Here is a 22,305-nt window from a genome sequence, read left to right as displayed (position 1 = left end):
AATTATTCAAGTTTTTGTAAAAATATTTCGAATTTTTTATTTACTAAAATTATTACATTTAAGTCTATAACTTCCTGAGATTTAATTTCTTTAATAAAATCAAGAAAATTCTTAACTAAACTTTTATTATTATCAATCCATAAATCTAAATCAATAGTTGTTTGAGATTTATTAATAATTTTTATTAATAATCTACGTTGTTTGTCATATAAGTCATCTTTTAAGGATTGTAGACCCAAACGACGCCAATATGAATCGTTTAATTGTCTATCACAAGTTTTACGTAACCAGTCTAAACTAAACATATTACTGATTGTAAAATAAGCTTTTGCCATTTCTTCATCATTACCTGATACTTGTTTCGTTACATGTATTATATCAAATACCGAAATCAAACTATCAAAGGTAAGAATATCTTTAGCAAATGATTTGTCTATTCCGTTACTTACATAATAGTTTAACTTTTCTTCAAACTTTATTTTTGCTTCTCCGGCTAGTAAATTACCTACTACTTCTCTTAGATTCTGTGCAGGTTTTTTAAACTCTTCTATGGTTTTACTAATATTAATTGGATGTTTTAAATTTTTGATAACCCAAGAAATACCACGACGCATTAATTTTGTTATCTCAGTAAACATATCAATCTTAATGTTATAATCGATATTAGTAGCTAGATTGCTTACCTTTTCCCATATATCATCAAGTTCAAAAATTTCACAAATAATAGTATATGATCTTATTATGTCGCAAAGAGGAGCACCAGTTTCACGTTTTGTTATGCTAATAAGTGGTCCACCAAGCTGATTAACTATTTTATTTATTACAACAGTTTTAATAATTTCATGCTTAAGAGGATGAGATAAAATTTCTTCACGAAACTTCTCTTGCATTATTTTAGGAAAATAATTTACAAGATAAGAATCGAAATATTTATCATGAGAAAAGGTTGAGTTACGTAATTCATGAGAAGCCGATCTTTTACTATATGAAAGTAATAAGCAAAGTTCAGGACGAGTTAATACTTCCCCGTTTATGGCTCTTCTGTTTAATTCTTCGGAAGTTGGTAAAAATTCATTCTCACGTACTAATATTTTTTCTTCTTCTAAAATATCTATAAACTGACTGAATATACTGACTGTTAAGGTAGGCGATAACTGCATAATCGTTATTGCTTCGGTTTGCTTATAATTATCCTCTAAAACCAATTCTTCAACTTGCTTTGTCATATCAATTAACAGCTTGTTACGCTCATCTAAAGTAACCTTACCGGAAGCAACAGAATTACTAAAAGCAACTTTAATATTTACTTCATGGTCAGAACAATCAACACCTGCTGAATTATCAATAAAGTCGGTATTGATGCGTCCACCTTTTTTGGCATACTCAACTCTGCCTCGTTGCGATACACCGACATTTCCGCCTTCCGCAACAACCTTTGCTCTAATTTCTTCACCATTACATCTTAAATTATCGTTCGCTTTATCGCCGATCTCTAAATGATTCTCTGTTTTCGCTTTAATGTAAGTGCCTATACCGCCATTCCATAGCAAATCAACTTCAGCTTTTAAAATAGCTTTAATTAGCTCTTCAGGTGATATTTCACTATCATTTACATCGAGTAATTTTTTAATTTCCGGTGATAATTTTACCGACTTGCTACTACGCTCAAATATCCCGCCGCCTTTAGAAATCAGCTTACTATCATAATCAGACCAGTTAGAACCTTTTAAATTAAATAGACGTAAACGCTCATTAAAGCTTGTTAAAGGATCAGGGCTTGGGTCAATGAATATGTGCTTATGGTTAAAAGCAGCAACTAGCTTAATAGCTTTCGAGCGAAGCATCCCATTACCGAACACGTCACCAGACATATCGCCTATCCCTGTGACAGTGATAGGGTCTTTCTGTACATCTATACCTAAAGTCTTGAAATGATTAGTTACTGAAATCCAAGCACCTTTAGAGGTAATAGCCATTTTCTTATGGTCGTAACCGGCAGAACCGCCTGAAGCAAAAGCGTCATCAAGCCAATAATTATATTCTCTGGAAACACTATTAGCATAATCTGAAAATGAAGCTGTTCCTTTATCGGCAGCAACTACTAAATATGGGTCTTCCTTATCGTAAATAATGATATCTTGAGGGTGTACTACCTTGCCATCAACTATGTTATCGGTAATATCTAGTAAACCTCTAAGGAAATTCTTATAACACTCAACGACCTTTGCCATATATTCATCACGACTCATTCCCTCATCAGTAAAGTGAAGATAAAAACCGCCCTTAGAACCAACAGGTACTATAACAGAATTTTTAGTCATTTGTGCTTTCATAAGCCCAAGCACTTCATATCTATAATCTTCTGCTCTATCTGACCATCTAAGTCCTCCACGTGATACAGGACCACCTCTTAAATGTACTCCTTCAAAACTTCTTGAATAAACAAATATTTCAGCAAATGGGATCGGTTGAGGTAAATGGGGGACTTTAGAGGAATCGAACTTAAATGAAAAATAATGTTTGTTAGATTGATAGTAATTTGTTCTAGTAACAGCCTCAAGAATACCAAGCATACTACGCAGTACTTTATCCTCACTACTTACTTCAACTTTTAATAAATAATCATTTAATTGTTTTTTGATATCTTTGAAGTCGTGATCGAGATGTTTAGGGTTAAATTTTATATCAAATAGATTTACTAATTTTTTCGTATATTCAGGATGTTTAAGAAGTGTCAATTGCACATAACCCTTGCCGTAACTAAAACCTGTTTGATGTAAATATCTTGTTAGAGCTTTGACTAGTTTAACTTGCTTCCAGTTAAAACCGGCAAGTACTATTAATTTACTTAAAGAGTCATTAGCAAGCATGCCAAGAACCATTTTGTCTAAGGCTTCTTCAACATTTATTTTTAGCTCTTGAATATTATCTTTTACTGGTACTACGGAAGTTAAAATAAAATTATATATCCAGCTTTCTTTAATCTCACCGACTTCTTTAATTACAAAGCTCTGTTCGTCGATTGCACTAAAGCCTAAATTTTCTATTGGTGGTAATATATTAGAAAGAGCAAGACTTACTCCTGGACTATATATTTTTAGATAAAATTCTGATTCACCTGTAGCAATCAAATTAAACATGCGTCTTTGATTCCTACTTGCTTCAGTTAAATATTCAATATCTGTTAAAGCTATTTCAGGAGAAAATTTTTGCCTATAATCAGCAGGAAAAATATTATCAAATAATTTAAAATTAATTCCTGCTTGATATTCACCAAATTTTTTAGAAAGTTTCAAATAAAAATCTTCACTCCAACATCTAGAAATACGATCTAAATCTTGCTGAATTTTTTCCGCTTCAAAATTTATTTTATGCTTATCTTGTGCTTCAAGGGTGACAAAAAGATAAGAAAAGCTGCCTACTACTTCAGTGATATAGTTAGATAGGATTTTACTGCCGAATTTCTCAGCTAAATAACAATCTATCATGTTATGTATTTCAGAAGTTAGACGCTCTCTAGGTAAGAAAATTATAATATTTAAAAAAGAACTCGACCAATCATATTGAATGAATAATTTAAGCTTCTTACTCATCATACTAGAAAGCATATGTAAGCACATGCAATATAAATCACCTTGATCAATTTGAATTAAAGCTTCACGAGGTAAGGACTCCATTAAAATTTTTAACTTATCAGCATTATAACCAGACAATGCAAAACCAGCTTTCCCTATTACGAAGTTAAATTTCTGCCTAAGAATTGGGATATTACTTATTGAATGGTAATACATATTTGAGTTATATATACCAAAAATTATACTTCCTGAAATATATTCACCAAAAGAGTCAAATTTCTTTACTAAAATATAATCAATTAAATTATCTGTATGAATAAGCGAGGCACTATTTATTTTACCAAGTATTATTAGCTGGTTTTGATATAATGGGCTAGCGGAACATTTTACAATGTCTTCAATCTCATCTTTTACTTCTTGCCATATTTTTGTTGTCCCAATCTTATTACTTAATTTTGTAGAATTTACTTCAAAATCAATAGTACCTAATAAAATTAAATTATCATTTTGTAACCAACTTAAAAATTCTTTAGCCTCTACGGAATTCAGTTTCTCATTATCGATTATATTTTTAGATAAATCTTGGAGCTTTGCCTGCATATTTGGCAAGGAATTATGGCTTTCCTCAAGCTCATCTAGCCTATCATTTATAGCTTTTGTTAGTAAATTAGCTGCACTATCATCAAAATTTCCGAGGATTGTTAAATGTAATATAGATTCTGATTTTTTTTCTGCGGCTGAATTTTCTAGTATTTTTTCTAGGTTGCCTTTACTATCACGAGTACATTTTATTACCGGATGCAGCAAAAATTTAGTTTGCAGTGCTTTATTCTTAAGAAGACATACGATAAAATCAACAATATGCGGTTTATTATCAAGCAATATTAACACATTTATTGCTGGATCGTTTTCAATAACAGTATTTGTTATTGATATTTTCCTCTCGCCTTTTTCTCTATACTTAAAAAAGTTAAAAGCTTCATCGGCAAAATCAAAAAATAGTTTTTGTTTATTCTCAAAATCATAATCAATAGGAATATAACTTAAAAATTTTTCAATAAATTCGACATATAAAGAATTTGACTCCTGTTTTTTGCTAAGTTCTAAAATTTTAGCTTTATGGTTTGGTATTTGACAGTTTAACCGACCGGAATCTAAAAGAGGTGTTTTTGGCGTCATGATTTTCTCAAGTAAATATAGCTTATTTAATTTGTTATTATATTATATATTATTTAATAAACAATACTCTTCTGCTTTAAAGCTTTGTAGAAGAGTTATTAAGGTGACATCGTTTTATATTAGGAGTATTAAAAAAATGGAAACGATATTTGCACAAAGCTCTAGCTTTGGTAAAGCAGGGGTAGCAGTTTTTAGAGTTTCTGGAGCTAAAAGTTTAGAAGTTTTAAAGTTACTAACTGGTAAATCTAATTTTAAACCACGCTTTATGTATTACCAAAAACTTACTTCCCCAGAAAGCAATGACTTAATCGATAATGCTATGGTTGTTTATTTCAAAGCACCTAATAGCTTTACCGGCGAAGATGTGGTAGAAATTCATACGCACGGTAGTAAAGCCATCTCTATAATGCTTACGAATGCTTTACTGAATATACCTAGTGTTCGTTTGGCAGAAGCAGGGGAATTCACTAAAAGAGCTTTTCTAAATAATAAATTCGATTTAACTGCAGCAGAGGGCATTGCCGATTTAATTAATGCTGAAACAATTATGCAACATAAACAGGCAATTAGGCAAGCAGGAGGAGCACTTGAAGAGCTATATAATAGCTGGCGAAGTCAATTGCTGCGGATTATATCTTTACTTGAGGCATATATAGATTTTCCTGATGAAGATATACCGGAAAGTGTATTAAAAGATGTTACAAATACTCATAAAACACTTATAAACACAATATCCGAATATCTTAATGATAACAGAAAAGGGGAGTTGCTCCGAAGTGGATTAAAGCTTGCAATTATAGGACCACCAAATGCTGGCAAGTCTAGCCTACTTAATTTCCTGATGCGAAGAGATATTGCAATTGTCTCAAATATAGCAGGTACTACTAGAGATATAATTGAGGGGCATTTGGATATAGGCGGATACCCTATTATTTTGCAAGATACAGCAGGTATAAGAGGCGAAAGCAATGATGTTATAGAACAAGAGGGGATAAAGAGGGCAATAGATTCAGCAAAAAAAGCCGATATTAAAATTGTGATGTTCGATGCTGAGACTTTAGACTCTACAGTCAATGAAGATATAACAGGTTTGATTGATGAAAATACTATTGTAATAATAAACAAAATTGACCTTATTCCCGAAAATAGAATATTTAATATAGAAAATAAATATAGATGCTTAAAGGTTTCAATTAAAAACAATATAGCTTTACCAAGTATATTAAAAAACATTGAAGAAATTGCTGAAAATATGGCAGGTTTTACTGAAACGCCTTATATAACAAATGAACGCCATCGCCATCACCTTAAGCAAGCTCTTGCCTATCTAAAAGATTTTAACCTTGATAATGATTTAGTTCTAGCAACTGAAGATATCAGAATGACTATGCGTAGAATAGGTGCTATTACAGGCATTATTGATGTTGAAGAAATCCTCGGCGAGATATTTAAGAATTTCTGTATAGGGAAGTGATGAATTATTAGAAAAACTTCTTGCTTTTTCTTGCGATAGTTAGTAATAGATTTTTATCACTCACAATATATTAAAATTAGATAAAATTATGAAAAAGAAATTAACTAACGAAGAAGTTGATAGATTAAAAAATATCATGGAAGCACAAGAAGCAAAAAGAAGAGCAGAATATTTAAGAGAGGAAAAAGAAGCAAATATTATTAAGGAAGAATCAGTAAGTTTAGAAAATACATATGATAGTGAAGTAGTAGCACTATGAGGTGGCCCAATTTGTCTAGACTAAAAATTAAGATTTATGAGATATAAATTGTATTATAATTTTACTCAATAATTTTTGTAGAATACACCTGTTCTGGAGTGAGATATTCTAATGACTGGTGCATTCTTTTTCTATTATAAAAATTTATGTAATCAGTTATAGCATTTTTTGCCTCCTTGACAGTATTTAAAACCATCAAATATATTTTTTCTTGTTTTAATGAACGCCAAAATCTTTCTATAAATACATTATCTAGGGCTCTGCCTTTACCATCCATACTGATTTTGATTTCACGTTTAATTAGTTTATCTGTAAAATCTTTTGATGTAAATTGAGAACCTTGATCTGTATTAAAGATTTCAGGCTGACCATATTTTATTATTGCTTCTTCAAGTGCATCAATACAAAAGTCACTTTCTAAACTAATAGACACCTTCCAGCTCACAATATAACGACTAAACCAATCAATAATTGCTACCAAATATACAAATCCTTGTGCCATTCTAATATAAGTGATATCTGTACTCCATACCTGATTTACTTTAATAATTTCAACTCCTTTTAAAAGATATGGATATATTTTATGAGCTTGATTGCGCTTACTTAAGTTCATTTTAGGATAGATAGCTTCAATAGCCATTATTCTATAATAACGACTTACTGCCTTGCGACCAATTGTGATGCCCAATGGTACAAGGTGCTCAGACATTCTTCTTGCTCCAAAGTAAGGATGCTGTGTGTATATTTCATCAATCACTTGCATTATTTTTAAGTCTTTTTGGGTTAAGCCTTGTGGCTTGTAATAATAGCTAGATTTGTTAATAAACAGTAGAGTACATTGCCTAGCGATACTTAGATTACTACACTCTTTATCTACCATATTTTTTCTAATTGCCAAGTCCAAACAATGTAGATTTTTTTTTCAACCAGTCACGTTCAACAGTTAACTGGCCTATTTGTTCATACAATTGTTTTATTAAATCCTGATGATCTGGATCCTTAGATTGTGGCTTAATTTGAAAACCACTAATTAAATTTTCTATACCTCTTTTCTTCCATGCTTGTATTTGTGTCGGATGAACTCCATATTTGCTACTAATTTGAGCTATTGTCATTTCAGCTTTTATTGTTTCTAAAACTATCTTTGTTTTTTCTGCTGCACTATATTGTTTTGCTTTTTTGGACATATAATTTCTCTTTTGTATCTGAAAATTATATCTCATTCTAGCATTTTAGTAGTCCAGTTTTTGGGTACCATTATACTATGTTGAGCATAATAAATGAATATATGCCACCTTATGCTCGAGGATTTAAATGTCATTGTCAAATAAAAAGGGACCACTAAATTACGTGAAAAAGGGACCACTTTATTTAAAATTTTTTATGTCATATTACCTCCAGATTTATAGTTATTAATACGATAACTTTTACCTGTGATGTTTAGTATATGTGCATGATGTACTACTCGATCAATAATTGCATGAGTTAATAACTCATCAGCAAATATTTCATTCCATCTTTCAAAATCCTTGTTTGTGGTGATAATGGTAGATTTATTTTCATATCGTTTAGCAATAATATTAAAAAAATCATCTACTGAATGTTTTGGTAATTGCTTAAAACCTAACTCATCAAGAATTAATAAGTCAAATGATAAGAGTAATTTAACTTTTTTGTGATAGCTATTATCTGCTCTTGCAATATGTAAATTATAAAGCATATCCGATACCGTAGTAAAATATACAGAGTATTCTCGTGTTAAAGCTTTTAATGCTAATCCAATAGCAAGATGAGTTTTGCCAGTTCCAGAATTACCTATGAATATGACATTGCCCTTAGTATTAATATAATCACAAGTAGATAAATCACTTATTACTTTGGTATCAATACTTGGTTGGAACTGAAAATCAAAGTCTTCTAAATTTTTAGTTACCGGTAATTTAGCAGCATTTTTACGACGACGGTAATTATTATCCTTACGGTGAGATTTTTCATCTTCACATAATAGTGAGAGAAATTCTTTAAATCCTAGTTTATTATTTTGAGCATAAATAATCCTTTCATTTAAGCTATTGACTATACCTGATAATCTAAAACTACGTAGGTCATTAAGCAAGTTCTGCATTCTGACCTCCAAACTCTGGCAATGGTAAGTTTACTGCATTACTATTTAAGATATTCTTAATTTTAGAGTAAGAACTTATACCGTAATGTAATGCTCTATGACAGGCTTTATCTATTAACTCATCATTGTAAACCTTACGTAAAGAAATAATACCTCTGGCACAACGTTGCCAATCATTTACTCGTGTTTGTTGTAATAACTCTAATAATAAACTGCAATTATTGCCTATCTGCTGCATTTGTTGTTGATAATGTTCGCTATATTCTATAAAACCTGGGCATAGACGTTTATATTTGGCATAATGAGACGGATTAGTGGTAAATATTCCTTTGCCATCTACTCTAACGTGCCTTGCTATTAAATCATTTTGTATAGAAAATATTTGAACAAGGTTTGGTGATAATTGTACCAATACTTCACTGTATATATATTTTGCTGGTACGGAATAATAATTATTATCTATGGTGATATGACAATCTTTTGCTACTTTTCGATTATGCCACGATGATAAATCAAACGTTTCTAATGGTAAGGGCATTAAATTATTACTTTCTTCTTGCTCAAATAGTTCCTGAGGAATTTTTTTAGTAGTACCATGTATTCGGTTATTTGCTTTATTTAACCAGTTTGCAAGATCGTGTATTAATTCTTCATATCTATGAAATTTACGTCCAGCAAAAAAATTATTTTTGACATACTTTATGCCTGATTCTACTTTGCCTTTTTCTTGAGGTTGATATATACGACAAGGAGAAAGTAAAATCCCATAATGATCAGCTAAACGTTTGTATTCCTTCTGATATACAGGCTCATAGAAATTGCTATCTACCACCCCAGCTTTAAGATTATCAAGTTTTATTACTTTTGGACTACCAGCAAAATAATTAAATGCATTGATATGACATTGTATCCATGTTTTACAACTTTGATCAAACACTACTTCATAATAATCAAGGCGACTATAGCTTAAACGCATATTAAACACATATGCTTTAACTCTACGCCCTTGGGCATTATACTGTAAGCCTATGTCACCAAAATCTACTTGTGCTTCCTCTCCTGCTAAAGTATGAAAACGAATGCAACTGTTATTCTGAATCTTATATTTTTTGATATAACGGGTTAGCGAACCATAACTTTTTGTATAACCTTGAATTTTTAACTCTTCAAAAATTCTTATGTAACTTAGATTCTTTTCTAATAACTCAATTATTTGTTCGTGCCAAGAATCCAGTGCTGAAGATCGTTCATAGGGTGCAGGATATTCTGTACCAGACTCTACGTAACGATTTATTATTTTTCTTACTGTTTTACGGTCTATCCTTGTTAGTTTGGCAATATTTCTTTGACTGTTGCCTTGCTTATAAAGGGTGATAATTGTTGTGTACATATTTATTCTTATCATTGTATCACTAGATATTTATTTTAATTAATTATCTAGTGAATATTGCACATTATAACCTTATTAGGTTACACCAAATTCTCTGGTCCCTTTTTCGTGCAATTTAGTGGTCCCCTTTACTTTAGCAATGACATAAGCTCGTTAAAAGTAAATTTTTCGTTTGTTAAAAATATTTCTAAAGCATATTTAGTCATAATATATTAGGTAGACGAAGCTCAATTTGGAAAAGAGCAAGGCGTCTTGAAGCTGATAACCGCAGCGTATTTAACATACGTGAGGATTATCAGCAAAAGACAACGACGCCAATTTTTCAAATTCAGCAAGTATACTTATCCAGCACGTCAGACATGATTTTGCGGGCGATGGGAGCAGCAGCTTTACTTCCGCCACCTCCATGATCGACAAAAACAGTAATGGAGTAGCGAGGGTTATGATAAGGAGCAAAGCCTATAAATAAAGCATGATTACGTCGCTCCCAAGCAATCGAATCACGGCTAAGATCATCGTTAGCATTTGCTTTTCCTTGCACTTGAGAAGTGCCTGTTTTACCGGCAAGTTGTCTATCTTCCCCGAGTATCCTATTATAATAAGCAGTACCACCCGCAACATTCACTGCATTATACAAGCTTTCCTGCACTATTTTAATATTTTCAGGGTTAATATCAATATTATGATATTCTAGATCATTTTTCGCTATTCTTGGTGTATATAATTTACCCGTACTTGCAATAGCTGTAATAAACCTTGCAAGCTGGATGGGGGTAACACCTAAATAACCTTGTCCGATTGCTAAATTAAAAGTATCACCTATTGACCAAGGAAGCTTTAGTTTTTTCTTTTTCCATTCCTTTGATGGTACGAAGCCTGAACTTTCAGGGGCTAAATCAATACCGGTTTTTGAGCCTAGTCCAAATTTTCTAGCAACCTCAAGAATTTTGTCAGGTCCTACTATCCTAGAGATCTCATACATGTAAGTATTACAGGAATGCTTAAGGGCAGATGACATATCAAGAGTGCCGTGACCAGTATGTTTCCAGCATCTAAAGCTATTAGTACCAAGTACAGAAGTACCGCTGCAAAAAAAAGTCTTGTTTGGCTTAATGCCCGCTTCTAATGCTGCAAGTATGGTAATTATTTTAAAAACAGAACCAGGCGGATAAGAATTCTGCACTACTTTATTGATTAGAGGCTTATAAGGATCGTTAGTTAGACTTTGCCAATAACTCTCGGATAATTTGCTAAAATTATTTGATTCAAACGCAGGTGAGGAAGTACAAATTAATACATTGCCGTTTTCAGTATCCATAACTATTGCAGAAGAGCCTTGTGGATTTAGGTATTCTTGTATTTTTTGTTGAAGATTTACATCGATATTTAAATGAATATCATTGCCTGATTTACTAGAAACGCCAGAAATCTCTCTTATTTGTTTACCATAAGCATTAACTTCAACTTTTTTATAACCGAACTCCCCTCGCAATTTATCATCATAATATTTTTCGATCCCAGATTTACCTATATTAAAATCACTTAAATTATATACGTTCAATCCTTGTTTTTCTTGTTCATTTATCTGCCCAAGATAACCGATTAGGTGAGAAGTCACATTTGAAAAAGGATAGGATCTTAAATATCCTATATCGATAAATATATTAGTTAATTTATGTTTCTGCTCTTCAATTAAAGATACTTGTTGCCAATCAAGTTGATCGAGTATCATCAAAGGCACGTGACGGCTAGATTTCTTAATTTTTTGCTGGATATAATTATATTTTTCTTCGGATAAGTTTAAAACTTTACTAACTATTTCTAGCTCATCTTTATAATTATTATTAACGCTTCGATCTATTAATAGCTGATAGCATGGCTTATTAGTGGCTAGAATATTATTTTCCAAATCGTAAATTCTACCTCTGCTGGGCGGTAGCACAACAAAATTAATACGGTTTTTATCTGATAACGTCTTATATTCCTCGCTTTTGATAAGTTGCAGATAAAACATCCGCATTCCAAGTAAAGATAAAAGCCCAAGTTTACTTGCTCCAATTATAAAAGCACGACGTGAGATTAGCTCATTATGTAATATTTTTTTGTTTAGCATGCTTTTTAAAATAACTTAGAGGAGAGTCAAATATAAGACGAATTAAATTATAAGAAAATATAGTTGTTAAATATTGAAATAAAATTGTTAAATATCCATCTATTTCTAACTTTTTCATTGTTACAAGTAAATATTTAAAGTTCAAGATAAATAAACAGTAAACACAAAATACGATGAAATTTACTAAATAATTTTTTACCGCAAAAAATTTTGAAGATAATTTCAAAATTATATAGGCTGATAAAAAAACTAAGGAATTTGTCCCAATAGGCATAGAATTTATTTGATCAAGCAGTAATCCTATCAAAAATATTCCGAGCATATTTAAGGAATATAAAGTCATAAAATAATAAATAAATATGATTTCTATTGCAGGAAAAATTCTGCTCTTAATACCAATTTTGTAAGCAAATTCAGGAAATAATATTATAAAAAAACATAATAACGCAAACAGCAATCTAAATACTATTTGTACAGTGTTGTTTATTATTTCTTGTTTTATTTTAAACATGTTAATAAATTTAATTTTGTAACTTCCAATCCGTTATTGCGAAATAGTATTGTTGCGTAGACCCAAAAACATCCTCGATGTCATCCTGCGTAAAGGTTACGTAAATCGTTGACAAGAATTTAAGAAAGCAAAAGGAGTTTGTCCATCTAAAGATTGATGATTACGTATTTCATTATAATAAATTAAATACTAAAATAAGTCATCCTTTATTGTTTGCCAAAACCTTGCCATTTTTTCATTAGTTTAAGGTTTATATGATCTTGTATAACTGTGCGTCTAATAATATCCTCTCAAATGGATGGTTCTTAGGGAACGTAAATTCCGCTCCATTATCACTTAGTATTCTTGTAAATTCTATATTATAATTCTTTTTTATTACATTAAATATTTTCATATTTGCAAACATTATACTCAAGCTCTTTATATTTTCTACTACTTCTGGCATTGCCAGCGTGGATCATTCTCCCACCTGTCATCCCGTGGCTTGCTAACTAGATCCAGTAATATTTAATGTTATCTCATGATTTATTTATGGATGATCCAGAAAAACAACTAGAAATATCAATATCCTCGGTATCCAGAAAATAATAAAAAATACTAATTTTATTAGTATTTTTAACTGGATCCCGTGGTCAAGCCAATAGTACCGGACAGTTTTATTATTATAAGGATATTAAATGTCTTCCAAATCGTCATTGCGAGGAGCGAAGCTTTGTTGCAATCTCAGGAAATAATGATGAGATTGCTTCGTCAAAACTTATAGTTTTTCCTCGCAATGACGGGGCTTTTTTAATAACTGTCCGGTACTATAGGACAAGCCACGGGATGACTACCTTAGGGCGTTTTTCGATCCACGCTGGCAATGCCGCCACGGCATGACAATTAATGTAAAAGCCACGGGAGGCTTTGTTGCCTGGATACTAAGTCGTCATTGCGAGCGAATGAATGAGCGTGGCAATCTAGAAAAGATAATAAAAATGCTATGCATTTTACTGGATTGCTTCGTCAAAACTTACAGTTTTTCCTCGCAATGACGTGAGTGTATAAAAAAAGAGCCTTTAGGAAACTAAAGACTCTCTTTTCTTGGATTTAGGGATTTAAAGATGTAAAAAATTACATATCAAATCTTAGACCAGCCATTAAGTTACTACCTCTATAGCGTGTTCCACCAAATCTTGCTGACTCACCATTCTTAGTAACAGCTTTAGTTTTTGTTTTACCGTAATCTCTCCAGCTATAAACTAGCTCAGCTTTTACGCCTTGAGCAACTTCAAATGAAGTACCTAAAGATAGTTGATAAGCAAAATTTGTTTTATTTTTAACATTTACTTTACCACTTTTAGTAGCAGCGATAGCAGGATCAGCGTATGCATATGAAATTTTTTCTTTCACCATTGCAGCACCAATACCAGCACCAGCAAAAACTTTAAACATATTTAAATCAACTACATCAACATAACCATTTAATAAGAAGCTTACAATATTAGGTCTGTGTTTTACTGAAACTCTATCACCCTTTTTATCATTTGCTGATTTTTTTAAATGATTACTTGTTACTAAACCAACTGTAAAATCAGTTCTTAGATTATCCATGATATAGTAACCTGCACCGATTTCGCCAGTAAAGCCAGTGTTAGACTTCATTTTTATTCCTGTAGGCTTATCTTTTTGGCTATCAAAAATCACAGCACCAGCATTTACTTTTAGATACCATAGATTTTCCATAGCTGATGCTGGCATTGATGAATTCATAGCTGAATCAGTCATAGGGGCATTCATCACAACTCCTTCGCAAGGATCAGTAGCAGCAAATATTGCAGCTGAAGATAAAATAGCTGTACTTGCAGCTGTTATTAAAAGTAATTTTTTCATATTATTAATATTCCTTAAATTATTTGTTAGTTATTAAAATTAAATTTTAGATAAGATTATTACCTAAATCTAATGAAAAATAGTTCCAAGTAATAGAAAAGTTATTTTAATTACTTGAAACTATTAAATATCGCTTATTATTTGATTATATATCAAATCTTAAACCTGCAGTTAGGTTATGGCTTTGATAACATGTTCCTTTAACTTGCACATTTTGTCCTGCTGGATTTTTTACAGTCCCACCTTTTGCCTTACCATCACTTATCCAGCTATAAGCTAACTCTGCTTTAACTCCATCAGAAATTTGTGAAGAAGCACCTAAAGTTAGTTTGTAAGCAAGGTTAGTTGTGTTTTTGCTTGAATAAGAATTAGAAACAGTAACATTATTAATATTTTGAGAATATGAAACTTTTTCTTTCAGCATTGTAGCACCGATACCAGCACCAGCAAAAACATCAAACATCTCAAAATTAGATAGATCTACGTAACCATTAATAAGTAAACGTGTGATATTAGGCTTGTGGCTTGATGAACGATTAGTTCCATTGACATTGCCAGACTTCTTTAATTTACCACTGAATGTAGTGCCTAAAGTTAAGTCAGCTCTGAAATTTTCTGCAATATAGTTACCAACACCAATATCACCAGTAAAAGCTGTATTAGATTTTAATTTAAGACCAGTTTGGCCATCCTTTTCTTTATTGAACATTGCCGCACCAGCATCTACTCTTAAATACCAGCTATCATTCCCGCAATCAGCGAATGAAAGGGCTGAAGATAAAACTGTTGCACTTGTAGCAGCTATTAAAAGTAATTTTTTCATTTTTAGTACCTCAATAATTTGAATTAATTAATAAAAAGCTATCTTTAGGGCTGGTATAACATACTATGCTACATTAATATATAAATTTAATAGATTAAAGCAAAAACTTTAGATAAGTTTGTGACAAAATAGACACAAATAGATAATTAGTCCTTTTATACACCAATATATTTATTAAATTTATCTTTTTCATCTTTGAATTTATCAGCATCTGGTAGTGCGGGCTTTTTCTTAGTAATGACTTGCCATTTCTCATGTTCTATAAAGTGTTTTGCTCGCTCTACCCATTCAATCAATTCTGGTGTTTCAGGTTTTATTGCATCTATTGGGCAGTCAGGCACGCATACCCCGCAATCTATACATTCATCCGGATTGATGACTAACATAAATTCACCCTCATAAAAACAATCTACCGGACATACTTCAACACAATCAGTATATTTACATTTCACGCATTCATCAGTTACAACGTAGGTCATTTTTTTATCGGTTTTTAATTTTGTTGATTAATATAGAGGTTCTTAAAAATAATATTAACAAAAAATATAATATAAAACTTACAAACATTATCATTAAAGGTTTTAGCATTGATGAGTGAATAGTTGGTGAGCCTAATCTTAAAACACTAGCTGGCTGGTGCAGGCTATACCAGAGATTTACCGAAAATTTTATTATTGGTATGTTAATAAGCCCAATAAGGGCAATAATAGAAGCAGGGTTCTGGGCTTTTCTTATATCTTCTGCACTATTAACTATTATAATGTAACTTAAATATAGTAGGAATAATATTAACATTGAAGTAAGCCGAGCATCCCATACCCACCATACTCCCCATATAGGCTTTCCCCATATGCTGCCTGTTACTAAGCTAATTAAGGTGAAAGTAGCCCCGATATAGCTAGCAGCTACCGCAAGCAAATATGACATAGTAGTTTTCCATACTAAATAGCTGAAGCTACAGGCTGCCATAAAGACATAAATAGCGAGTGCCATCCAAGAGGCAGGCACATGAACATACATAATACGTACGAATTCGCCTTGTTGATAGTCAGGCGGGGAAACTACTAGCCCTAAGTAAAGACCAATAGCCGATGTTAGAAAAGTCAATATTGCCAATATAGGAATTACTATTTTTGACAATTTATCAAAATAATGAGGGTTTAGTAATTTAAACATAATGCATTTCTGCTAAAAAGTAATTTATTTGGGTTAACTCCGCCCTTGCCACCCCGCCGTGCGGGTCAAAAGTCGTCATTGCGAGCGACTGTAAGGAGCGTGGCAATCTCGTAAAATAGCACAGGGCTTCATGAGATTGCCGCGTCGAAACTGTGTTTCTCCTCGCAATGACAGAAGACTGATCCACCCAATCAAGCAACTAGATGACACTAAGGCATTTATAGAATATAGCAGAGATTAAAAAAAAGAGGAGTAAAATTCTTAAATTGAAATCAGGAGCTTAATTCATTATTATATTATCATTTATCTTTAATTCTCATACAAAATGACCAAGAAAAATACTTTACTGCTTATAGACGGATACGGATTTGTTTTCAGAGCATATTATGCACAACAGCCTTTAACTTCCCCAAAAGGTGAGCCTGTAGGAGCTCTTTATGGCTTCACCTCAATGCTGCTAAAGCTACTTAACGACTTTAAGCCGAAACATGCAGCAGTAGTGTTTGACAGCGGCGGTAAAAATTTCCGTCATGAAATTTATCCTGAATATAAAGCTAATCGTCCACCACCGCCTGAGGATTTGATCGCACAATTGCCATTAGTGCGTGATGTTGCAAGAAATTTAAACTTCCCAATTTTAGAAAAAAATGGCTTTGAAGCTGATGATATTATAGCAACTTTTGCAGCTAAAACCGCTTCTATTGGAGAAGAAGTAGTGGTCATATCTTCCGATAAAGATCTATTGCAGTTAATGAATGACAATGTAAAAATATATGATCCGCTAAAAGCCAAATATATTACAGAAGATAATGTTGTTGAAAAATTCGGCGTTACTTCTGATAAGTTACGTGAGGTGATGGCTTTAATCGGTGATAAATCTGATAATATCCCTGGTGTGCCGTCAATAGGACCAAAAACCGCAAGCAGCCTTATTACCCAGTTTGGTACAGTTGAGAATATCTTTAATTCCCTAGAGCAAGTTTCAAGCATAAAACAACGTGAGACGCTACAAAACTCAAAGGAAGCTGCTCTAATTTCATGGCAGTTAATTGGGCTGGATTATAATGTTGACATGGATTTCAAGCTAGATGCTTTGGAATGGTCGCCACCTGATCATAATAAATTAACAGAGTTTCTACACGAATATGGCTTTAAATCTTTATATAAAAGAGCAGAGAATTTATTTGACATTAAAATTAGTGAACATAAAGAAGTAATAGAAGAAAAAGCCGTAGAGATAAAAGAAATCAGTAATAAAGCTGAGCTTGAAGCTTTCGCTGAAAAGGCTAAAAAAGCAGGGATATTTGGCATATATTTGTTGCAGAATAAAGGAGCTAATATTGCATTTATTTTATCCCTAAAAAATCAAGCTTATATTATTAAAATCTCAAATGGGACCAATGATCTTTTTTCTTACAATTCTAAGGCTGATAATGAATGGTTTACAGATATTATTTTTAATTTACTAACTGACCAGTCAATAAAGAAAATCACTTATTCACTAAAATCTCTGCTGAAATTTTATGCTAGTAGGGCAGAGCAAATTAAAGCAATTGAAGATTTAGAGCTAATGAATTATGCACTATCCGCAGGTCTGCCGCAAAAGAATTTATTTGAAGCGTTAGAAATAGAAGAGGCAGCAAAAATAGTAGCTAATTTTACCGATCTTTATCAGCAAACTATTTTAGAGCTTAAAAAAGATAACAAGGCTTTTAGAATTTATAAAGAAATCGATTTACCTGTTTGTTTTGTGATAGATAAAATGGAAAAAGCCGGCATAAAGGTGGATGCAAATTATTTGAATCAATTATCTAGTGAATTTGGAACAGAAATATTAAAGCTTGAGGAAGAAATTTTTGCTTTAAGTGGTACGAAGTTTAATATTGGTTCACCAAAACAATTAGGTGAAATTTTATTTGAAAAGATGCAATTACCATTCGGTAAAACTTCTGCTAAAGCAAATTCCTATTCAACAGGGGCTGATATACTCGAAAAGCTTAGCGAGCAAGGTTATCCTATCGCTGATTTATTGCTAAGATGGCGTCAGCTTACCAAGCTAAAAAATACTTATACTGATAGTCTGCCAAAGCAAATAGATAATATAACCCGCCGGATTCATACCACTTTTTTGCAAACTTCCACTACTACAGGACGGCTTAGCTCACAAGAGCCTAATTTGCAAAATGTACCTATTAGGTCGGGGGAGGGGAATAAAATCAGGCAAGCTTTTATTGCAGAGCAAGGCTATAAATTAATATCAGCGGATTACTCGCAAATAGAACTTAGAATATTAAGCCATATCGCAGATATAAAGGCTTTAAAACAAGCATTTATTAATAAAGATGATATACATACTCAAACTGCTTGTCAGATCTTCAATTTACAAAAAGAGGAGTTAACTAGCGAACATAGACGTAAAGCAAAAGCTATAAATTTTGGTATTATTTACGGGATAAGTGCGTTTGGGCTTGCAAAGCAGCTAAATGTTAGTAATAGCGAAGCTGCTGAATATATCAAAAAATATTTTGCTGAATATAAAGGCGTGCAGGAATATATGGAAGCGACTAAAAGCTTTGCTCAAGCAAATGGATATGTTACTGATTTCTTCGGACGTAAATGTTTTGTGCCGCTAATTAATGATAAAAGACTCAAGCAATTTGCCGAGCGTGCCGCTATTAATGCCCCAATTCAAGGGACTAATGCCGATATAATCAAAATAGCGATGATCCTACTTGATAGAGAAATAGAGAAGCGTAAACTTAAAACTAGATTAGTGTTGCAAATTCACGATGAGCTATTATTTGAAGCACCAATAGATGAAGTAGAAACGATAATGCCGATTATCAAACAAATTATGGAGAATTCTACCAATATGGATGTACCAATTATTACCGAAATTAGAGCTGGTAATAATTGGATGGAAATACATTAGATATAGTAATCCAGTTTTTCGTCATTGTGAGGAGAAACTGTAAGTTTTGTACGTGTGCAATCTCAGGATATTTGGTGAGATTGCCTCCGCCCTCTGCTTCGCATCTCCTCGCAATGACAAAAAGACTATCCATGTTTAATTTTAGCTTGTGCGGCGGCGATTCGTGCGATTGGAATACGATAAGGGGAGCAGGAAACATAATCTAAATTCATTCTGTGAAAAAATTCTATAGAAGCAGGGTGTCCAGCATGCTCGCCACAAGCACCCAGCTTTAAGCTAGGGTTGCTGCTTTTTCCTTGTTTTATAGCAATCTCAATTAATTCTCCTACTCCTTCTTCATCTAGCGTAGTAAATGGATCGGACTCGAAGATTCTTTCTTCTAAGTAATAAGGTAAGAAAGAGGCTATATCATCTCTGGAAATTCCATATGTAGTTTGGGTTAAATCATTAGTACCGAAGCTAAAATAATCAACTTCTTCAGCTATCTTTTTACTGTTAAGTGCTGCTCTTGGTAACTCAATCATAGTACCTAAACTAAAAGAAAATTTATGCTCATAACGCTCTTCTAGCTCATGAATCATTTCATAAATATCACCTTTAAGCTTCTTGATTTCATTAACATTACTAATTAAAGGAATCATTAATTCTAATTTACACTCAATATTTTCTTCTTTATGGAGCTCAAAAATAGCTGTAAAGATTGCTTCCACTTGCATCTGATAAATTTCTGGTGAGCAGATACCAAGTCTACAACCACGATGACCAAGCATAGGGTTTACCTCATGCATAGCGTGCAGACGTTGATTAATCATCGATAATGGCAAATTTAAACTACTTGCTAGATTTTTCTTATCTTCCTCAGTTGTAGGTAAAAACTCATGCAATGGTGGATCAAGTAATCTAATATTTACCGGTTTATCGCCCATCACTCTAAATAAAGCTTTAAAATCCTGTGTTTGAAGAGGTAGTAATTTCTGCACAGCAAGCTTTCTTCTATCTATATCAGGGGCAATAATCATTTCCCGTACTAGAGGAATTTTGTTTTTATCAAAGAACATATGTTCACTACGGCATAAACCAATGCCTTTAGCACCAAATTTTACTGATACTAAAGCATCACTTACTGTTTCGGCATTGGTGCGAATTTTTAGTTTACTTGTCTCATCTGCCCATTCTAAAATTAGTTTTGATTCTTCACTAAAAGTAGGTTGAATTAATGGCACTGCTCCTAAAAAAACTTTACCTGTACCGCCGTCAATTGTGATAATGTCGCCTTGTTTAAGTACCAGATCGCCAGCTGTTAATGTTTGTTTTTTCTCATCTATTACTAAATTATTAGTTCCACAAACGCATGGCTTGCCCATACCTCTTGCTACAACCGCAGCATGTGAAGTCATACCACCTCGTATTGTTAAAATACCTGAGGAAACATGCATGCCGTTAATGTCTTCAGGACTAGTATCGTGCCTTACTAAAATCACTTTATGGTGATGTGATAGTTTTTCAGCATCATAAGGTGAAAATACGATAATACCAGTTGCGGCACCTGGGGAGGCAGGTAATCCATCTGCAATAGATGTAAGACCTTTGCTATAATCTATACGAGTATGCAATAATTGGTTTAACGACTCAGGATCGATTCGCATTAAAGCTTGTTCTTTAGAGATCAGCTTTTCTTCCACCATTTGTACAGCAATTTTTATAGCAGCAATGGCAGTTCTTTTAGCTGTACGAGTTTGTAATATATAAAGCTTGCTGTTTTCTATAGTAAACTCTATATCTTGCATATCTAGATAATGCTTCTCTAAAGTTTCAGAAATTTTTGATAATTCATCAAAAACTTTCGGCATTGTTGCTTTCATGGAATTTGAGTCATCAGAAATAATAGGCAAAGGTGTTCTAGTGCCTGATACTATATCTTCCCCTTGAGCATTTATCAAAAATTCACCAAAAAGCTTTTTTTCACCTGTAGAGGGTGATCTAGTAAAAATAACTCCTGTTGCTGAAGTTTTGCTTAAATTACCAAAAACCATAGATTGTATATTGATAGCAGTGCCAAAGCTTTCGGAAATATTGTTGATTTTTCTATATATAACTGCTCTGTTACTCATCCAAGAATTAAGTACCGCTTTAATTGCCGATTCTAACTGTTCGTAAGGATCGATTATTAACTTTTCTGCATATTTTACATGTAATTTTTTAAAGTCTTCAATGATTTTTTCTAATAATTCTGGCGTAACATCGCTATCTCTATAAATATCGGCTTGAATCTTATGTCTTTCATAAATTTGTTCAAATAAATCACTTGGTATGGATAAAACAGTTGCTCCATACATTTCTAGAAATCTTTTATAGCTATCAAAGGCAAATCTTTTGTCCTTGCATACTTCTCCAAGAGCTGCACAAACTTCATCGTTCATTCCAAGGTTAAGTATGGTGTCCATCATACCAGGCATTGAAACAATAGAGCCTGATCTTACCGATAATAATAAAGGATTTTTGGTGCTTCCAAAAACTTTGCCGGTGGTGGCTTCAAGTTTTTCTACAGCTGTTCTTAGTTCATTTCTAAAATTTTTAGGAAAGCTATTATCATGAGTATAAAAATAGTTACAAAGTTCAGTAGTGATAGTAAAGCCGTCAGGTATAGGTAATTTTAAGTTAGACATTTCAGCAAGCCCAGCTCCTTTATTACCAAGTATATCTTTCATACTAGCGTTTCCATCGCTACCGTTACTACCAAAATAGTAAATTAATTTTTTCATATATATATAAAATTTGCTAATAATTATTGATGGTATTTGGAACTTAAACCCTATTTATACATTATGCTAATAATAGTGGCAACGTTAAATTATTGTTAATAGTAAATATTGACT

The 22,305-nt window shown here is 32.6% G+C and carries 15 protein-coding genes; 3 read left to right on the top strand and 12 right to left on the bottom strand.

Annotated features, from left to right (window positions below; genetic code table 11):
• Positions 1-2: 2 nt before the first annotated feature.
• Positions 3-4,754, bottom strand: a complete 4,752-nt coding sequence (locus tag AAGD54_RS08900; RefSeq protein WP_341794635.1) for an NAD-glutamate dehydrogenase — start codon at positions 4,752-4,754, stop codon at positions 3-5.
• Positions 4,755-4,890: 136 nt separating this feature from the next.
• Between AAGD54_RS08900 and mnmE the strand changes: the two genes are divergently transcribed.
• Positions 4,891-6,228 carry a tRNA uridine-5-carboxymethylaminomethyl(34) synthesis GTPase MnmE gene (mnmE, locus tag AAGD54_RS08895; protein ID WP_341788569.1) on the top strand — a complete coding sequence of 446 codons (1,338 nt, stop codon included), beginning with the start codon at positions 4,891-4,893 and terminating at the stop codon, positions 6,226-6,228.
• Positions 6,229-6,316: 88 nt separating this feature from the next.
• Positions 6,317-6,487 (top strand): hypothetical protein, encoded by a 171-nt coding sequence (locus AAGD54_RS08890; protein ID WP_341794634.1) that lies wholly within the window; start codon positions 6,317-6,319, stop codon positions 6,485-6,487.
• Positions 6,488-6,548: 61 nt separating this feature from the next.
• On the opposite strand, the gene AAGD54_RS08885 is transcribed toward AAGD54_RS08890, so the two are convergent.
• From AAGD54_RS08885 to AAGD54_RS08840, 10 genes are all read right to left on the bottom strand, one after another.
• Positions 6,549-7,367, bottom strand: coding sequence for an IS3 family transposase (locus tag AAGD54_RS08885; protein WP_341794310.1), 819 nt, complete (start codon positions 7,365-7,367; stop codon positions 6,549-6,551).
• A 7-nt stretch (positions 7,368-7,374) separates the two neighbouring features.
• Entirely contained in the window at positions 7,375-7,674 is a 300-nt protein-coding gene (locus AAGD54_RS08880; RefSeq protein WP_341794311.1) for a transposase, read from the bottom strand.
• A 194-nt stretch (positions 7,675-7,868) separates the two neighbouring features.
• Complete coding sequence (gene istB, locus AAGD54_RS08875) at positions 7,869-8,612, bottom strand: IS21-like element helper ATPase IstB (RefSeq protein WP_341794290.1); 744 nt, start codon at positions 8,610-8,612, stop codon at positions 7,869-7,871.
• Positions 8,596-10,002, bottom strand: coding sequence for an IS21 family transposase (gene istA / locus AAGD54_RS08870; protein ID WP_341794291.1), 1,407 nt, complete (start codon positions 10,000-10,002; stop codon positions 8,596-8,598). The genes istB and istA overlap by 17 nt, the downstream gene beginning before the upstream one ends.
• A 328-nt stretch (positions 10,003-10,330) precedes the next feature.
• Complete coding sequence (gene mrdA / locus AAGD54_RS08865; RefSeq protein WP_341794633.1) at positions 10,331-12,115, bottom strand: penicillin-binding protein 2; 1,785 nt, start codon at positions 12,113-12,115, stop codon at positions 10,331-10,333.
• On the bottom strand, positions 12,090-12,626 hold the full coding sequence (locus AAGD54_RS08860) for a hypothetical protein (RefSeq protein ID WP_341794632.1): 537 nt from the start codon (positions 12,624-12,626) through the stop codon (positions 12,090-12,092). The genes mrdA and AAGD54_RS08860 overlap by 26 nt, the downstream gene beginning before the upstream one ends.
• 1,113 nt (positions 12,627-13,739) lie before the next feature.
• Positions 13,740-14,498 carry an outer membrane protein gene (locus tag AAGD54_RS08855; RefSeq protein ID WP_341788428.1) on the bottom strand — a complete coding sequence of 253 codons (759 nt, stop codon included), beginning with the start codon at positions 14,496-14,498 and terminating at the stop codon, positions 13,740-13,742.
• Between the two features lie 145 nt (positions 14,499-14,643).
• The gene (locus AAGD54_RS08850; protein WP_341794631.1) at positions 14,644-15,321 is read right to left on the bottom strand and encodes an outer membrane protein; all 678 of its coding nucleotides are present in this window, start codon (positions 15,319-15,321) and stop codon (positions 14,644-14,646) included.
• 155 nt (positions 15,322-15,476) lie between these two features.
• Positions 15,477-15,800 (bottom strand): ferredoxin FdxA, encoded by a 324-nt coding sequence (gene fdxA, locus AAGD54_RS08845; RefSeq protein ID WP_011477924.1) that lies wholly within the window; start codon positions 15,798-15,800, stop codon positions 15,477-15,479.
• A gap of 4 nt (positions 15,801-15,804) precedes the next feature.
• Positions 15,805-16,497 (bottom strand): heme ABC transporter permease, encoded by a 693-nt coding sequence (locus AAGD54_RS08840; protein ID WP_341788426.1) that lies wholly within the window; start codon positions 16,495-16,497, stop codon positions 15,805-15,807.
• Between the two features lie 325 nt (positions 16,498-16,822).
• Between AAGD54_RS08840 and polA the strand changes: the two genes are divergently transcribed.
• Positions 16,823-19,429: a DNA polymerase I gene (polA, locus tag AAGD54_RS08835; RefSeq protein WP_341794630.1), complete on the top strand. Its 2,607-nt coding sequence runs from the start codon at positions 16,823-16,825 to the stop codon at positions 19,427-19,429.
• Positions 19,430-19,554: 125 nt separating this feature from the next.
• Here the strand turns inward: polA and ppdK are convergent, their stop codons facing one another.
• Positions 19,555-22,191 carry a pyruvate, phosphate dikinase gene (gene ppdK / locus AAGD54_RS08830; RefSeq protein ID WP_341794629.1) on the bottom strand — a complete coding sequence of 879 codons (2,637 nt, stop codon included), beginning with the start codon at positions 22,189-22,191 and terminating at the stop codon, positions 19,555-19,557.
• Positions 22,192-22,305 lie beyond the last annotated feature (114 nt).

It is taken from the genome of Rickettsia endosymbiont of Rhinocyllus conicus, from assembly GCF_964026465.1.
GTDB lineage: Bacteria > Pseudomonadota > Alphaproteobacteria > Rickettsiales > Rickettsiaceae > Rickettsia.
This window is presented reverse-complemented; position numbering and strand designations above follow the sequence as displayed.

What these genes read in the sequence shown, in the direction of transcription:
- AAGD54_RS08900 (WP_341794635.1), bottom strand. Translation starts at nt 4,754, where the DNA reads ATGACGCCAAAAACACCTCTTTTAGATTCCGGTCGGTTAAACTGTCAA.
- mnmE (WP_341788569.1), top strand. Translation starts at nt 4,891, where the DNA reads ATGGAAACGATATTTGCACAAAGCTCTAGCTTTGGTAAAGCAGGGGTA.
- AAGD54_RS08890 (WP_341794634.1), top strand. Translation starts at nt 6,317, where the DNA reads ATGAAAAAGAAATTAACTAACGAAGAAGTTGATAGATTAAAAAATATC.
- AAGD54_RS08885 (WP_341794310.1), bottom strand. Translation starts at nt 7,367, where the DNA reads ATGGTAGATAAAGAGTGTAGTAATCTAAGTATCGCTAGGCAATGTACT.
- AAGD54_RS08880 (WP_341794311.1), bottom strand. Translation starts at nt 7,674, where the DNA reads ATGTCCAAAAAAGCAAAACAATATAGTGCAGCAGAAAAAACAAAGATA.
- istB (WP_341794290.1), bottom strand. Translation starts at nt 8,612, where the DNA reads ATGCAGAACTTGCTTAATGACCTACGTAGTTTTAGATTATCAGGTATA.
- istA (WP_341794291.1), bottom strand. Translation starts at nt 10,002, where the DNA reads ATGTACACAACAATTATCACCCTTTATAAGCAAGGCAACAGTCAAAGA.
- mrdA (WP_341794633.1), bottom strand. Translation starts at nt 12,115, where the DNA reads ATGCTAAACAAAAAAATATTACATAATGAGCTAATCTCACGTCGTGCT.
- AAGD54_RS08860 (WP_341794632.1), bottom strand. Translation starts at nt 12,626, where the DNA reads ATGTTTAAAATAAAACAAGAAATAATAAACAACACTGTACAAATAGTA.
- AAGD54_RS08855 (WP_341788428.1), bottom strand. Translation starts at nt 14,498, where the DNA reads ATGAAAAAATTACTTTTAATAACAGCTGCAAGTACAGCTATTTTATCT.
- AAGD54_RS08850 (WP_341794631.1), bottom strand. Translation starts at nt 15,321, where the DNA reads ATGAAAAAATTACTTTTAATAGCTGCTACAAGTGCAACAGTTTTATCT.
- fdxA (WP_011477924.1), bottom strand. Translation starts at nt 15,800, where the DNA reads ATGACCTACGTTGTAACTGATGAATGCGTGAAATGTAAATATACTGAT.
- AAGD54_RS08840 (WP_341788426.1), bottom strand. Translation starts at nt 16,497, where the DNA reads ATGTTTAAATTACTAAACCCTCATTATTTTGATAAATTGTCAAAAATA.
- polA (WP_341794630.1), top strand. Translation starts at nt 16,823, where the DNA reads ATGACCAAGAAAAATACTTTACTGCTTATAGACGGATACGGATTTGTT.
- ppdK (WP_341794629.1), bottom strand. Translation starts at nt 22,191, where the DNA reads ATGAAAAAATTAATTTACTATTTTGGTAGTAACGGTAGCGATGGAAAC.